This is a genomic window from Candidatus Eisenbacteria bacterium, assembly GCA_005893305.1.
Lineage (GTDB): Bacteria > Eisenbacteria > RBG-16-71-46 > SZUA-252 > SZUA-252 > WS-9.
This window is the reverse complement of the sequence record VBOZ01000013.1, coordinates 38,761-53,998: the sequence shown is the minus strand read 5'-3', so window position 1 is coordinate 53,998 and position 15,238 is coordinate 38,761. Positions and strand designations below refer to the sequence as shown.

Sequence of the window (15,238 nt, the reverse complement as noted above, 5' to 3'; positions counted from 1 at the left end):
GTCGTCGCCACGACACGCGGCGAATATCGCATCGACGGGGCCGGCGGCCGCGAGCGCCAGGTGCTCACGTCGACCGGGCTTGAATGGAACCTCGTCGCGGGAATCTCGGCGCGGGGAAACTATCGCCTCAGCTTCACCCGGGATCGCGTGGCGAACAGCACTCCCGCGCGGTATGAAGAGCGGACCCTCGGCGTCGCGTTCCGGCCGCCGCACTCGGATCGCGTGGAGGGATTCGCCCGTTGGACCCTCCTCCGGGACCGGCGGTTCTCGGCGCCGGGGGATACGACGCTCTCCGAGACCACCCTCGGGGTGACCGCGCTCGAGACCACCGTGCGAATCGTGCCTGGGATCGACTGGGTCGGGAAGGCCGCCGCACGGATCCGGGGCGAGTCGCAAGGCGTGGGCACCGGCGAGACCCATAGCGTGCTCTGGGCCCAGCGTCTCGAGTACACGGTTCGAAAGCCGTTCCGCTACGGAGTCGAGTACCGCGCTTTGTCGCAGCGCGAGGTGGGAGACCGGCGCGCGGGGTGGCTGAACGAGCTTTCCTGGGACCCGTCGCTGAACTTCCGCCTCGGCGTCGGCTACAACTTTACGACCTTCTCCGGCGACCCGCTCGAGACGGGCCCGGAGAGCTCACATGGATGGTTCCTTCGTGCCCAGAGTCGCTACTGACATGGCGTGGGATTCCGTCCCGCGGCCGACCAAGCCCGATGGCGGCTCATTGCTTCCGGGCATGTGGAAGCTCCTGCTCGAGGTGTTCTTGGCGATTGCGATGACGCTCGCATGCTTCTCAGGCTTCTTGGCCGTGCTCAGCGTCGTGTTCCCCCCCGGAGACGACATGCGCACCCTCATGGCCGGCGTCCGTTTGGCCGGGCCTTCGGGCAGATTGTTGGAACCGGACCTGCTCGATCCTATCGAGGCCTCCTCCTCCCCAGTCGCGAAGCTCACGGTAAAACGCCGGGACGTGAAGCGTCGTTCGGCGGGCCAGATCGGATGGAGTCCGGCCGCGTCCGGGGTGGAGCTTTACGATCGGGATGCGGTCCAAACCGGTCCGGACGGGGCGGCGGCCATCGAGTACGGACCCAAAGTCGCCGTGCAGGTCGAAGAGAACGCCTTGGTCGTCGTCACCGGTCTCCACCTAGGCGCGGATCCGATCGAGTCGCCGCGGGGGCTGTCCCTGCTGCAGGGTGATCTCACGGCCCGGATCGGGGGATCCTACGATGCGCCGATCGAGGTGGAGATCCCCGCGGGACGTGCCATCTTGAGGGCTGAGCCGGGCGGGACCGCCGACGTCAGAATTAAGGTCGGTCGCGACCGCTCCACGTCCGTAGCCGTGCTCGGCGGAAGCCTGGAGCTGGCGGCAAACGGACGCAAAATCCATGTCGGTCCCAGCCAGTTCAGTCGCGTGGACTCCGGCGGGCGAATTCAGGAACCGCGTCCCATCCCGATCGCTCCGGCCGTGCTGGAGCCCGCGGACGGATCCTCGTTTCCATATCTCGACCTCCCTCCGCGCGTCACGTTCCGTTGGAGCCCGGTCGAGAATGCCGATGGATATCGCGTGCGCGTCGAGAAGGGCCCGGCGTTCCGCGACCTCGCGCTCGACGAGATGGTGACGGCTCCATCGCTCACCTGGGGGCGGCTTGCCGTCGGCTCCTACCGGTGGAGCGTCGCGGCGATTCAGGATGAGATCGAGGGCTTGCCGTCCGCGGCTCGGAGGCTGACGGTCACACTCGAGGGAGAGCTCCTGCCGCTTCAAATCGATCCGCCTCCGACTGAGGTCGAAGGCTCCAGGTTTACGGTCCGCGGGCGCACTGACCCGCGAGCCCGCGTCTACGTCATGGGCCAGCGGCTCCAGGTGAACCTGGACGGCTCCTTCCAGGTCGAGGTTCGTCTGAAAGCCGGTGCCAATCTGCTCCTCGTCGAAGCCGTGGATCCGGCGGGGCACAGCTCCTATTGGAGCCAAGTGTTACGGGCGAAGTTCTAATGCGCGGGGCATCCGACATGCCGTCGAAGATCCGGGTGACATTCCGGTTCAAGATTCTCCTCAGCGTGCTCCTCGTCGTGACGACGGTGGTGAGTCTCATCACGTACACCATGGCGCGCATGTTCCACGCGGACAAGGTCGCATACGTCGAGGATCTCGTCTCCCTCGTCTCGGTCCACGCGGCGGAGGAGGCAGATCTGCGCCTGACGGCCTACCGGGACCAACTCGTCACGGCGGGTCGCGTCATGGACGCTTCGAATATTCTCAGCGAGCGCCGTGACGAGGCCTTGAGAGCCCTATTTGCGAGGACTCCTGGCCTCGTGGCCTTGCGGATCTTCGAGGGTCGCAAGGCCATGGCGATGCTCCTGGACAGCGTCACCACGCGCGCGGCCGGGGTGAGCCGAGCATCCTTCCTGGCGGCGATCGCGAGATATCCCATCCCGTTCGATTCGATCCGGGCCGGGTCGCTCTACGTTCGCAATGCCGCCATTTCAAGCTCACTTCCTGTTTCGACGATCGCGGTCCGCATTCCTCGGGCTTCCGGCCGCCCACCGCTCGTCGTGGTCGGCACGGTTGATCTGAACCGATCGATTTCCCTGGGACGCAGCTCGAGCGCGTTCGATGTATTTCTCGTCGATGTGGATGGACGCATCGTGAGCCACGTCGATTCGCGGCGGACGGCCTCCCAGGAGCGGCTCGATTGGCTCCCCCCGCTTGGCCCCGGGAGCATCGCGATGGTCAAGGAAACCGAACGCGACGGGAAGCGGATGATTACGGGGATTGCTAGCGTCGGGATCGGCGGGCTTCGAGCCGGCGCCGAGATCCCAAAGTCGGCAGCCTACTTTGCGCTCCGGAAACTGCTCACGAACCTCATCTTCCTCGCCCTCGGGCTCCTGGTCGCGGCGGCAATCGTCAGCCTCATCTGGGCGACCCAGATGACGCGCTCCCTCAGTCAATTGACGCACGCCGCGCAATCGATCGGACACGGCGACTTCGACGTCCAGGTCGCTGTTCCCAGCCGCGACGAGATGGGGCAGCTGGCCGGCTCGTTCAATCAGATGGCATCGGAGCTCCACACGCGAGACCTGGCTCTGAGGGACGCTCAGGCGCAGTTGATCCAATCCGAGAAGATGGCGGCCTTCGGCCAACTCGGTGCCGGGATCGCCCACGAGGTCAAGAACCCCCTCGCGGGGATTCAAGGCATGATCCAGCTCACGGTGCGGTCCCTTGCCGAGGACAATCCGCTCCGCGAGACGTTCGCGATCCTCGAGAAGGAAACGAAGCGGTGCCGCGCGATCATTGACAGTTTGCTGAAGTTCGCGAGGCAGGAGAATCTGACGCCCGAGCCGATCGCGCTCGAGGAGGTCGTCGCGGACACCAAGGCGATCCTCCATCACGAGCTGAGCCTCCACAAGATCGCCTTTGAAACCGCTGTTCCAAAGGACCTGCCGCTCATCCACGGCAGCGCCAACCAGATTCAGCAGGTGCTGATGAACCTCATACTCAACGCGGAGCAGGCCATGGAGCCCCGCGGCCACGGCATCGTCGAGATCAAGGCGGCGCTGCGGGACGACGGGTTCATTGAGCTCTACGTCCAGGACGACGGACCCGGCATCCCTCGGGCCGTCCAGGCACGCATCTTCGAGCCGTTCTTCACGACCAAGGCTCCGGGCAAGGGGACGGGTCTCGGCCTCGCGGTGACGTTTGGAATCATGCGCGCCCATGGGGGAGCGATCCGAGTGGAGAGCGAGGAAGGCGCTGGGACGAGATTCATCCTTAGTTTCCGAGTCGCGGGGTCCCACCCGGCCGCGGAAGCCGACCCCGCCGAGAAATCGGGTCCCGTGGATCCGACCCCCGGGGCCGAGCGGGCCGCCTAGGCGGCGAGGGAGCCATCCGAGTGAGCGATAGGGACAAATCGGCGTCGCGCGCGACGAGCGAGCTCCTCGCAATCATGTCCCACGAGATGCGGACTCCGCTCCACGCGATCCTCAGCTTTGCGCAGCTGGGAGAACAGAGAGCGGCCTCGCTCACGCCGGAAAAAGCGGCGCACTATTACAAATTGATCGAGGAGAGCGGCAGGCGCCTCCTCGACCTGTTAAGCGATGCCGTCGACCTCGCGGATCTCGAGGCGGGGAAGCGCGTCTTCCGGTTCGCCTCTCAGCCGGTCGAGACCGTGGTTCGTGCGGTCGTGGATGAATTGCGCCCGCACGTTCAGTCGCTCGGCGTCGGGCTTGAAGTTGCCTCCTGCGAGGCTGCGCGCGGCTGGATCGACCGGGAGGCGCTCATGCAGGTGTTGCGGTCGGTGGTTACGAACGCGGCCACGTTGTCCAGCCCGGGCGGCACCGTCACCGTCGCTCTCGCCCGGTCGGGCTCCGGTTTGCTTCTTTCGGTGACGCGTCGAGCGGGGCAGGGCTCCGCGCCCGTGGAAACCCAGGATTCAGGCGGTCCGGGGAGCAAGGCTCGAAGCTCCCGGCTGAAGATCGCCCTGTGCCGAGGGATCATGACCGCCCACGGAGGCAGGATGTGGGGCGACGAGCACGGCACGGGCGAGACCGTCCATCTCGAGATTCCGGATCGGAACTCCTCCAGGGCCGAAGTGAAACCGGTCAGCCCGCTCAGACCTTCTGCACCTGACCCGGCCCCTTGACCGCGCCCTCCAGCCCGGCGATTCGCCGCGATAGGGCGAGCTGCCCGACGTGGTAGGTCTGGTGGAAGGCGAGAAGGTGCAGCAGCTCCGCGCGGCTTGTGGTGCCGCCGAACGGGTGGGGAACCGACTCGGCCAGGGCCCTGTCGGATAGCCCTGAGATTGCCGCCAGGCAACGATCCTTGGACCCCAGGAACCGTTCTCTCATGGTGTTCCACTCGATGGCGTTGGCCGCTCCGGAAATCGGGTCGAAGCCTGCCCGAGTGAGCTGGCCGCTCTCCCAGACCGGCTTTTCGCCGATGAGACCCATGACGCCGTTCTGGACGTTCGTGAGGTGCCCCAGGATCCAGTTGGCGCAATTACCGCCCGGCGAGGGATGCATCAGCGATTGTTCCTGGGTCAGCCCGTCGAGGTTCGCCGCGGCGGTCTGATACATGAGTCCGAAGTGCTGCGCTATCGCTTCCTGCGTCTTCATTGTCGGCTCTCCTATCGATCGATCTGCGTTCAAACGCGCTTCCGTATCCTTGCTTCGGCCCTCTCCCCGCTCCAGCCTCGGGTGAGCGGCCCTCATGCTCCATATACTCCGAGCATATACTGACGCGAATCTGATCCTGCGGGTATACATTAGTCTCGGGGCCGGCATTCACGCTGATCAATCACAACGTTTCGGGGCGCGGCGATGTATCGAGAGCGGCGGGTTGCGGTCGTGATGCCGGCGTTCAACGTGGCGACGCACATTGTCGGCGTCATCCAGGGGATCCCCGAGTTCGTCGACTCGATCATCGTGGTGGAGGACGCGGGTACGGACGGAACGGCCGATCTCGTTCGGGGGCTGGGCGAGCCGCGGCTAAAGCTGGTGCAGCACGCGGTGAACCAGGGCGTGGGTGGAGCCATCGTGACCGGGTTCAAGCTGGCCATGGAGGGGGGAGCGAACGTCGTCGTGAAGATGGATAGCGACGGCCAGATGGACCCCGGATTGCTTCCCGCCCTGCTGGATCCGATTGTGGTCGATGGATACGCGTACGCGAAGGGCAACCGGTTCCTTTGGGAAAGCAGGCTGCCCGACATGCCGACGATCCGCCTCGCCGGCAGCTTCGGGCTGACCTTCCTGACAAAACTCGCTTCCGGATACTGGCATGTATTCGATCCCGTCAACGGCTACATCGCGATCGACTCGGCAATGCTGCGAAGGCTGCCGCTGGACCGGATCGCCCGACGATACTTCTTCGAGAGCGACATGCTGATCCACCTGAACGTATTCCGGGCGAGAGTGAAGGACGTACCGGTGCCGGCTCGTTACGAGGATGAACGGTCTTCCATGCGAGTCGGTCAGGTCCTCGTAACGTTCCCACTCTATCTATTGAAGGGCTTCTGGTACCGAATCTACCAGCGCCACGTGCTCCGGGAGTTCTCGCCCGTCGCGGTGTTTTGGATCCTGGGTTCGCTGCTGCTTGCGTGGGGCACGGGATTCGGGGCGTTCACGTGGATCAAGTCCGTCTCGTCCGGCCACGTCGCGACCACCGGGACGGTGATGCTGAGTATTCTGCCCTTCATTCTAGGATTTCAGCTGGCGCTTCAGGCGATTCTGATCGAGATCCAGGAGTCGCCCCGGTGAGCGGTAAGACGGTGCGCCCTAAGCGGAAGCCGCAGCCCGATCCGGCCACCCCGAAGCGCGACCCCGATGAACCGCACCTCATCCGCTTCGATCGGAACGTGCTCCTCTTCCTTTGCGCGCTGGTTCTCCTCCTCGTCCTCGCCACGGCCTTCAAGATTCACGGATCTTCTGTCGGAATGTGGGACCGATCCTTCCCCGATCGGGGCCCCAATGCCGGCGTTCTCCTCGGAAAGCCAAAGCTCATCCGGATCGACGAATGGGCCGTCATGACACCCGCGATGGTGAGTCAGGCGGAGTCGCGTCCCGCTTTCTCCGCGGAGAGCTCCCGCTGGGGCCCCGGGCGCGCGCCATTGATCATGAATCTGCCGGTCCGGCACTGGTCGACTCTGGTTCGGCCCCAATATTGGGGGTTCTTCGTCCTCGACCTGGAGCGTGCGTTCGCCTTCTATTGGAACATGAAGGCCTTCCTTCTTGTGGGAGGCATCTTCCTGCTGCTGATGCTCGTGACCGGGAGCGATTTCGGGGTATCCCTCCTCGGCGCGGCCTGGGTGTTCTTTTCGGGCTTCATGCAGTGGTGGTACTCCACGCCTGCCATGCTTCCCGAGATGGTGGGTTCCGCCGCCCTGGCGCTCGTCGCGGGGCACTACCTCGCGCTCTCGCCCAGCAGATGGGCCATCGCCGTCTCGGCCCTGGTCTTCACGCTCTTCCTTCTTGATGCCGTGTTGTCGTTGTACCCGCCCTTTCAGGTGCCGCTTTTTTATCTCGGCATCGCGGTTTTGGTGGGCTCGGTCGGTCCGCACCTCGGGGCGATCCGCACAAGGGGCGGCATGATATTTCGGACCGGATCCGCGGTGCTGGCCCTGTTGGCGGCGGCCGTCCTGCTCGCTTTGTACTATCGCGACGCCAGACACGCCATCGAGCTCGTGCTCGGCACGGTCTATCCCGGAGCGCGGAACTCAACGGGCGGCGAAGTTGCCTTTGCCCAGATCTTCAGCGGCCTGTACGGTTTCTTCATGTCGGAGGATCACGTTCCGCCGCAGTGGTTCAACGTGTGCGAGGCGAGCAACTTCGTACTTCTGTTCCCGATACCGGCGGCGGTGCTTCTTTGGCAGTGGCGGCGGAATTCACGGGCGAGCGCCCTCGAGTGGAGCCTGATCGCCTACATCGTCGTCGTTTTCAGCTGGATGGTCCTCGGCTGGCCGCGCTTCCTGGCCCTGGCGTCCGCGTTTGGGAAGTCGCAGGGCACGCGTTCCCTCCTGGGCCTCGGGCTCGCCAGCATTCTGCTTTGCTGCGTTTTCCTCGCGAAAGCACGCGTGATCCTCCCACGCGGCTTTGCGCCGAAGACCATCATCGCCGCCGCGCTGCTCGCGGTAGTTCTCGTGTACTCCCTCATGTTCAACCGCGCGACCGGATCCTTCGCCGTCGGGAACCAGGTCGCCTGGGTCACGCTCCTCTCCGCGGCCGCGGGCTATCTGTTGCTGGCACGCAAGCGGCTCGCGTTCGCGGCGTGCGTTCTCATACCAAGCATCTGGAGCTACGGCTTGGTGAACCCGGTCGCCGTCGGTCTCGGACCGATCATCGACACGAAGCTATTCAAACAGGTTTCACCCTTGATCCGCAGGGAGCCGGATGCCCGATGGGCGGTCTACGGTCCCCACGTCGTCGCCGACCTGATCAAGGCGGCGGGCGGCCAGGTGTTCAACGGGACGAAATTCGTGCCACCGCTCGATGACTTGCGCGTGATCGATCCCAAGTCGTCCGGCGCGTCGATCTACAACCGCTACGCCCATATCGAGCTCGAGCCCGATCAGGGTCCGGACGTATCCTTCTCGCTCCACCAAGGGGACTGGTACATCATCCACATCACCCCAAGCAGCGACCTCCTGCGTCGACTCGGGATACGGTACGTCGTGTTTCCGCAGGAGTTCACCGACCCCGCGTTTCTCGCGACCGCGGAGCTTGTGACGTCGGTCCCCGACGCAAGCCTCTGGATTTATCGGTACACGTGGAGTACCGAGCCTACTCCTGCGACGCCAATACGTTGATCGTACCTCGGTGATTCGATAGTGGGAGAGCAATCGCCCGATCATGCGCCGATTGTGCGGGTTAGAGCTTTCCAGGATCAAGGCTTGGGACAAATCGGGTGAGGCGGTGCTAAACTCTGAACCGTAATAGCCGATCCATCATCAGTAGCACGGATGGGGGCGAAAGGATTCGACGGAGCAGTGAACTTAGAAGCGCGCGCCGAGGTGCCCGTAGGCCTCGTAAAACCACGGGCAAAACACAACAGCCAATTCTGAATTGGCTCTGGCGGCTTAGCTGCCACGTCCGACCGGTCTGAGCCTGCCGAGGCTGGATCGGGCGTCATCAAGGTAGGCTGGTTCTCACGATCCGCACGAGTCGGGAGGACGAGAACACATCGAGCTAGCGATTCCGTGACCTAGTCCGTTGGCGTCCGGGATCGCGAAGGTGGATAACGGACTACGCGCGTAGTGCTTCTTCCGGATCTGCTTTCGGACGAGGGTTCAATTCCCTCCGCCTCCACCAATTTACCCTTCGGATGAGGGGCCCTATAGGATGAAGGTGCGGCACATCGCGGCGATTGTGGGGATCGCCCTCTCACTCGCTGCGGCGCGTCCCGCGACCGCCGTCAATCTCCTCCGCTATCCGTCCGTCTGGCTCCAGACGCCGACGTCGATCACGATCGCGTGGCAAACGGACGCCAACACGACCGGCAAGGTTCTCTACGGTTTGACGCCGGCCCTCGGAAGCGAGACCGCCCACGCGGGGACCGCGACCCGCCACGCGGTCGGCCTGAGCGGCCTCACGCCCTCCTCGAAGTACTACTACCGGATCATCACCGGGACCGACACGCTCACCGACGGCTCCGACTCCTTTCGAACGGCGCCGGCGACGAACGAGCCGTTCCGCTTCGTCGCGTTCGGCGATATCGGCCGCGCGACGCCTGAGCAGATCCAGCTCGCGGCTCGAATCGACTCCCTGAACGCCGATCTGGGCATCCTCACCGGCGACATCATCTACGAGGGCGGCGAAGCCGCGAACTTCACGCCGCAATATTTCGACATCTACCGGAAGACGATCGCGAGAATTCCGTTCTACTCCTGCCTCGGGAACCACGACGTCGTGACGGCGAACGGGCAGCCGTACCTCGATGCCTTCTACTTTCCCACGGCGAACTCCGGCACCGAGCGCTACTACTCGTTCGACTACTCGAACGCGCATTTCGCGTCGATCGAGGTGACCCTCGAGAACGTCGCCCCCAATTCGGCGATGCTCGCTTGGCTCTCCTCCGACCTTGCCGCGACGAACAAGCAATGGAAGATCGTGTTCTTCCACGTTCCGATGTACTCGAACCTCGGCGCGCACGGGGACGACGCCACGATCGCCGCGGCGCTCGGCCCGATCTTCGATAAATATGGAGTCGACCTCGTGCTTCAAGGCCACAACCACTACTACACGCGCACCTACCCGATCGCCGCGGGCGCGCCGGTCGACCAGGTCCAGGAGCCGGACTACCAGAATCCAAAGGGAACGATCTACATCGTTACCGGGGGCGGCGGCCGCGCACTCTATGCGCTCGCCGGCTCGCCGGTCTACGAGGCCTACTCGCTCAGCGCCTTCCACGTGACCGCGGTCGACGTGACCGCAAATACGCTGGGCGTCCAGGCGATCGCGCGCGACGGCTCCGTGATCGATGCCATGACCCTCACGAAAGACAGCCCCACGGCGGTCGCGATCGTGGAGTTCTTCGCGGACTCCCGGCCGGAGGGAGTGCATCTGGAGTGGCGCGTCTCCGCCGAATCGGATGCGGCGGGCTTCCACGTATACCGCGGATCCACTCTTGCCGATATCTCGACTCGCCTCACCACGTCGCCCTTGAGCGGCGGCCCGGAGTACAGCTACACCGACGAGACCGCCGAGCCGGGACGCCGGTACTACTACGCGCTCGGGGCGATCGACGCGCAAGGTCACGAGGAGCGGATGGGACTCGTCTCGGGAATCCGCGGCGGCCCCTATCGCTTCGCCGCGATGCGCACGCGGCCCAATCCGTCCGACGGATCCGCCGAGATCGGCTACACGCTCGACCGGACGTCGGACGTGCGGGTGTCGATCTACGATGTCGCGGGGCGGATCGTTCGCGCGTTCAAGCTGCAGGCCGCGCTCGGGCCGGGCCCGCACACGGTGCCATGGGACGGGACGGACCGAACCGGCCGCCCGGTACCCGCGGGGCAATACTTCGCGCGAATCCAATCTGAGCACCGATCCGTCTGGACGAAGATTCTCCGCGTCCGGTGAGCGCCAGCCCAGGCGGCCAGCCGAAGATCACACCGATCGACCAACGCCCCCGACCTCTCCTCCGACGGCAAATCGGCCTCTACGCCGCGACCGCGGTCACGGTCGGGAGCATCATCGGCTCCGGTATCTTCCGGTCCCCCCATTCGGTCGCCAGGGAGCTCCACACCGAAGCGCTGATGTTGGCCGCCTGGGTGGTGGGCGGACTCCTCTCAATGGCGGGCTCGCTGGTTCTCGCCGAGCTGGCGGTCCAGCACCCCCGCACGGGCGGCCTCTACGTTTTCATCCGAGAGGGGTTCGGCCGCCGGCTGGCCTTCGTCTTCGGATGGGCCTCCCTCGCGGTGATCAAGCCCACCGTGATCGCCTCGATCACGAGCGTCTTCGCAATCTACGCCTGTCAGGCGGTCGGATGGCCCGCGGCCGCCCAATTCCCGGTCGGGCTCGCCGCCATCGGCGTCCTCACGTTCGTGAACTGGCTCGGCGTCCGCGAGGGCGCGAATACGCAGACGATTCTCACGACGCTCAAGGTCGCGGGGATTCTCGCGCTCTGCGGCGCCGCCTTTGGTCTTCGGCACTCGGGCCCTACCGGCGCGGCGACCTCGGCCGTGCCGCTCTCGACGCATCCGCTTCTGATCGCGTTCGTCGCGGCGATGATCCCGATCCTGTTCGCGTATGACGGCTGGACCGACTCGACCTATGTCGCGGGAGAGATCGTGAATCCGAGGCGAAATCTCCCGATCGCGATCCTGGGCGGGACCGCGATCGTGATCGCGGTGTACGTCGTGACGAATCTCGCCTACTTCGCGGTGCTCTCGCCGAGCGAGGTCGCGGCCTACGAAGCGGTGGGAAGCGAGACGGTGCGCCGGGTCCTCGGGGAGTGGGGCGGCCGCGCCCTCGCGGTTCTCGTCGCGGTGTCCACATTCGGAACCATCAGCGCCTCGATCCTCACCGGCCCGCGCGTGACCCTGGCGATGGCTGCCGACGGGCTCTTCTGGTCACGGGCCGCGCACGTCCACCCGCGCCGTGGAACTCCGGACTTCGCTCTCTGGCTCCAGTGCGCGCTCGCGTGCATCTGGCTCGCCGCCGCCTCTCGCGGGTTCGAGGACGTCTCCGGTTGGTTCGTCACGACCTCCTGGCTCTTCTACGGCCTCACGATCGCCGCGATCTTCATCCAGCGGGGCCGGGCGGCGAGGGGTACTCCCGCCGCCGTCGAGGCGGCCCCCGATCCCGACGCCGAGGCCCCGGCGGGCTCGCGCTCCTATCGGACCCCGATCTTTCCCCTCACGCCGATCATCTTTATCCTCGTCACGATCACCATCATCGTCAGCGATCTCGCGGCCAGCCAGTGGCGCGCCATGGCCGGCGTGCTGGTCGCGGCCCTCGGCTTTCCGATCTATCATGTATGGAAGGGGCGGGGGGCCTCCGGGAGATAGACCCCGGCCCCACCTCCAGGGGGAACGGCATCGTGGAGCAGATGGAAGCCGGCGCGAGCCTCGGCCACTACCGAATCGTCGAGAAGATCGGGGCCGGTGGGATGGGCGAGGTCTACCGCGCCGAGGATCTGAAGCTGGAGCGCCCGGTCGCGATCAAGATGCTGCCCCCCTGGGCGGCCGGCGACCGCATGGCTGTGGAACGCCTGGTGCGCGAGGCGAAGCTCGCATCCGCCCTCAACCATCCCAACATCGTCACGATGTACGCGATCGAGGACTCGGATCCCGCGCCGTTCCTCGTCATGGAGTACGTCGAGGGCGAGACCCTCCGCGAGCGCCTGCACCGGAGCCCTCTCGGTCTTCCGGAGCTGATCGCCATCGGTTCCCAGGTCGCCGACGCGCTGGACGCCGCGCACCGGGTCGGCCTGATCCACCGCGACGTCAAGTCCACGAACATCCTTCTCACCTCCGATGGCCAGGCGAAGGTCGTCGATTTCGGTCTCGCCAAGCGCCTGCCCGGAGCGCGCGCGGACGCGGATGCCGTGAGCCTTACCGCGACCGGCGCCATCGTCGGCACGGCCGCGTACATGTCGCCCGAGCAGACGCGCGGGGAGCCCCTCGACCCGCGCACCGATCTCTTCTCGCTCGGCGTCGTGCTCTACGAAGCGGCGACGGGCCGGCTACCGTTCGAGGGACCCTCGATGCTCTCCGTCCTTCACGAGATCGCGCTCGTCGAGCCACCGGCCCCCTCGCGCGCGCGGCCCGGTCTCCCGCGCGAGCTGGACCAAGTCCTCCTCCGGGCGATGGCGAAGGACAAGGCGCGCCGCTACGCAAGCGCGGCGGATTTTGCCGCGGCGCTCCGCGGTTTGGGTCTGGAGCGAGGGGGGCCGGAGGCGGACGAGATCGCAGGCGCGGCGCCTTTCGCTCCGCAGTCACGCGTGCCCAACAACCTGCCGTCGCTCTTGACCAGCTTCGTCGGCCGGCGCGATGAGATGGAGGAGGTGGGCCGCCTCCTCGGCACGGCTCGCCTGGTCACGCTCGCCGGCGCGGGCGGCTGCGGCAAGTCGCGCCTCTCGTTCCAGGTCGCTCGGAACTTGCTCGAATCGTACCCGGATGGGGTCTGGCTCGTGGAGCTGGCACCGCTCTCGGACCCCGTGCTCGTGCCGCAGCGTGCGGCAGCGGTGCTCGAGGTTCGCGAGGAGCCGGGCCGTGAGCTGATGGACACGCTCAAGGAGTCGATCGGATCCCGCACGCTCCTTCTTCTCCTGGACAACTGCGAGCACCTGACCTCGGCCAGCGGCCGGCTTGCGGCCGAGCTGATCGCGGGCTGTCCCGCGGTGCGCATCCTCGCCACGAGTCGCGAGGCGCTCGGCGTTCCCGGCGAGGCCCTCTGGCGGGTGCCGCCTCTTCACGTGCCGGATCTCAAGGGACCCGTCCCGCTGGCCCGCCGGGAGATCGGACAATTCGAATCGGTTCGCCTTTTTGTAGAGCGGGCCGCTGCGGTGGCGCCGGCGTTCTCACTGACCGAGAAGAATGCGGAGACGGTGGCGCAGATCTGCGCGCGGCTCGACGGCATCCCGCTCGCGATCGAGCTGGCCGCGGCGCGAGTCAAGGTCATGCCGGTCGGACAGATTCTGAGCCGCCTCGAGGATCGATTCCGCCTTCTCACGTCGGGAAGCCCCGGCGCGCTCCCGCACCAGCAGACGCTGCGGGCCACGGTCGACTGGAGCTACGAGCTTCTGAGCGACAACGAGCGGGTCCTCTTCGACCGCATGAGCGTCTTTGCCGGAGGCGCCACGCTCGAGGCCGTGGAATCGGTCTGTTCCGGCAATGGCATCGGGGAAGAAGAAGTCCTCGACCTGCTCACCCATCTGGTCGACAAGTCGCTCGTGTTGCCGGAGGTGGGTGTCGGTGGGGCGGCTCGGTACCGACTCCTCGAGACCCTGCGCGCCTATGGAAGGGAGAGGCTGGAGAAGGCCGGCAGCAGGCCCGAAAGACTGGATCAGCACGTCCGCTTCTATCTGGGACTCGCCGAGGAAGCCGAGCCCGAGCTGAGCGGCGGCGACCAATCGGCGTGGCTCGAGCGACTGGAGCAGGAGCACGACAACCTGCGTCTGGCAGGCGAATGGACGATTCGTTCGGCCCGGCCGGAAGGGGCGCTCCAGTTGGCCGGCGCCCTCTGGCGATTCTGGCGGATCCACGGCCACCTCGGTGAGGGGCGGCGGCGGTTGGAGGCAGCGCTCTCCTTGGACGCGACCGGGCCGGGGCTCGCCATCGCGCGCGCAAAGGCCCTGTTGGGTGCCGGCGCCCTCGCGCGTAGCCAGAGCGAATACGAACGGGCGCGGGCTTTGCTTGCGGAGGGGCTCACGGTAAGCAGGCCGACCGAAGAGACGGACGTCACGGCGGCGATCCTGCTCGAGCTGGGAACGGTCGCCATCGATCAGGGCAGGCATGCCGACGCGCGCGAGTCGTACGAGGAGTGTCTTGCCATCCGGCGCGCGGCAGGCGACAAGCGGGGAATGGCCATCGCGCTCCACAACCTGGGCGTCGTCTCCCAGGCGCTTCAGGATTATGAGGCGGCGAAGTCCCTCTATGCGCAATCGCTCGCGATCAACCGCGAGCTCGGGAACGAGGGTTGGGAAGCGCTGGGCCTGAACGCGCTGGGATGCGTGGCCCTCGACCACGAGGATCACCCTGGCGCGCAGCGGTACCACGAGGAAGCGCTTGCCATCCACAGGCGACTCGGAGACCGGTGGGGCGTTGCGTACACGCTTCACGAGCTCGCGCGGGTGGCCATCGGGCAAAGGGACTACTCGAAGTCGCACGCGCTTCTTGATGAGAGCATCCCGATCTTTCGAGAGCTTGGAGATCGTGTGGCCGTCGCCGAGTGCTTGGAGTATTCCGCGGCGCTTGCCTCGGCGGAAGGAGAGGACGAGCGCGCGCTCGTCCTTGCTGGCGCTGCCGCCGCGCTCCGTGATGCGTTGGGAGCACCGCCGACACCACCGGATCGAGCAGGCATGGAGCGATGCCTGGCCGAGACGAAGCGGAGGTTGGGGAGCGCCGCGGCTGAATCGGCGTTCGAGACCGGGCGCGCTACCACCTTCGAGCGCGCGATCTCGCTCGCCATGGGCGAACCTCGATCGTCGTAGGGCCCCCGCGCGTCACCACTCCGTCGTGTAGTGCCGCGGAGGCACTACCATCCGCCGGAACACATTGACAGAATGACGAGTCCCTGATAGTATCCCGCCGTT

At 65.9% G+C, this 15,238-nt stretch carries 10 protein-coding genes, 1 other RNA gene and 1 pseudogene (1 of these 12 cut by a window edge); 11 read left to right on the top strand and 1 reads right to left on the bottom strand.

Annotation, left to right across the window (positions count from 1 at the left end):
* The 5 genes and pseudogenes from E6K79_05015 to E6K79_04995 all read left to right on the top strand — a co-directional run.
* Positions 1-83, top strand: a pseudogene (locus E6K79_05015) (hypothetical protein); it begins 9,316 nt to the left of the window's first position.
* Positions 61-672 carry a hypothetical protein gene (locus E6K79_05010; GenBank protein ID TMQ65416.1) on the top strand — a complete coding sequence of 204 codons (612 nt, stop codon included), beginning with the start codon at positions 61-63 and terminating at the stop codon, positions 670-672. Before E6K79_05015 ends, E6K79_05010 begins: the two are co-directional and overlap by 23 nt.
* Before the next feature lies 1 nt (position 673).
* Positions 674-1,984 carry a FecR domain-containing protein gene (locus tag E6K79_05005; protein ID TMQ65415.1) on the top strand — a complete coding sequence of 437 codons (1,311 nt, stop codon included), beginning with the start codon at positions 674-676 and terminating at the stop codon, positions 1,982-1,984.
* A complete protein-coding gene (locus E6K79_05000) occupies positions 1,984-3,861 on the top strand; it encodes a HAMP domain-containing protein (GenBank protein TMQ65414.1) in 1,878 nt (625 codons plus the stop codon). The genes E6K79_05005 and E6K79_05000 overlap by 1 nt, the downstream gene beginning before the upstream one ends.
* Positions 3,862-3,881: 20 nt before the next feature.
* On the top strand, positions 3,882-4,631 hold the full coding sequence (locus tag E6K79_04995; GenBank protein ID TMQ65413.1) for a HAMP domain-containing histidine kinase: 750 nt from the start codon (positions 3,882-3,884) through the stop codon (positions 4,629-4,631).
* On the opposite strand, the gene E6K79_04990 is transcribed toward E6K79_04995, so the two are convergent.
* The gene (locus E6K79_04990) at positions 4,600-5,271 is read right to left on the bottom strand and encodes a DinB family protein (protein TMQ65412.1); all 672 of its coding nucleotides are present in this window, start codon (positions 5,269-5,271) and stop codon (positions 4,600-4,602) included. The two genes, E6K79_04995 and E6K79_04990, sit on opposite strands and share 32 nt — an antisense overlap.
* 36 nt (positions 5,272-5,307) lie before the next feature.
* Here E6K79_04990 and E6K79_04985 point away from each other — a divergent pair, with 36 nt between their 5' ends.
* The 6 genes from E6K79_04985 (at position 5,308) to E6K79_04960 (ending at position 15,136) form a co-directional block, all read left to right on the top strand.
* Positions 5,308-6,243: a glycosyltransferase family 2 protein gene (locus tag E6K79_04985; protein ID TMQ65411.1), complete on the top strand. Its 936-nt coding sequence runs from the start codon at positions 5,308-5,310 to the stop codon at positions 6,241-6,243.
* Complete coding sequence (locus E6K79_04980) at positions 6,240-8,288, top strand: hypothetical protein (protein ID TMQ65410.1); 2,049 nt, start codon at positions 6,240-6,242, stop codon at positions 8,286-8,288. The genes E6K79_04985 and E6K79_04980 overlap by 4 nt, the downstream gene beginning before the upstream one ends.
* Before the next feature lie 155 nt (positions 8,289-8,443).
* Positions 8,444-8,790, top strand: a transfer-messenger RNA (tmRNA) gene (ssrA, locus tag E6K79_04975).
* Positions 8,791-8,820: 30 nt separating this feature from the next.
* Positions 8,821-10,560, top strand: coding sequence for a hypothetical protein (locus tag E6K79_04970; GenBank protein ID TMQ65409.1), 1,740 nt, complete (start codon positions 8,821-8,823; stop codon positions 10,558-10,560).
* Positions 10,527-11,990 carry an amino acid permease gene (locus tag E6K79_04965; GenBank protein ID TMQ65408.1) on the top strand — a complete coding sequence of 488 codons (1,464 nt, stop codon included), beginning with the start codon at positions 10,527-10,529 and terminating at the stop codon, positions 11,988-11,990. Before E6K79_04970 ends, E6K79_04965 begins: the two co-directional genes overlap by 34 nt.
* The gene (locus E6K79_04960; GenBank protein TMQ65407.1) at positions 11,960-15,136 is read left to right on the top strand and encodes a tetratricopeptide repeat protein; all 3,177 of its coding nucleotides are present in this window, start codon (positions 11,960-11,962) and stop codon (positions 15,134-15,136) included. The genes E6K79_04965 and E6K79_04960 overlap by 31 nt, the downstream gene beginning before the upstream one ends.
* Positions 15,137-15,238: the final 102 nt, after the last annotated feature.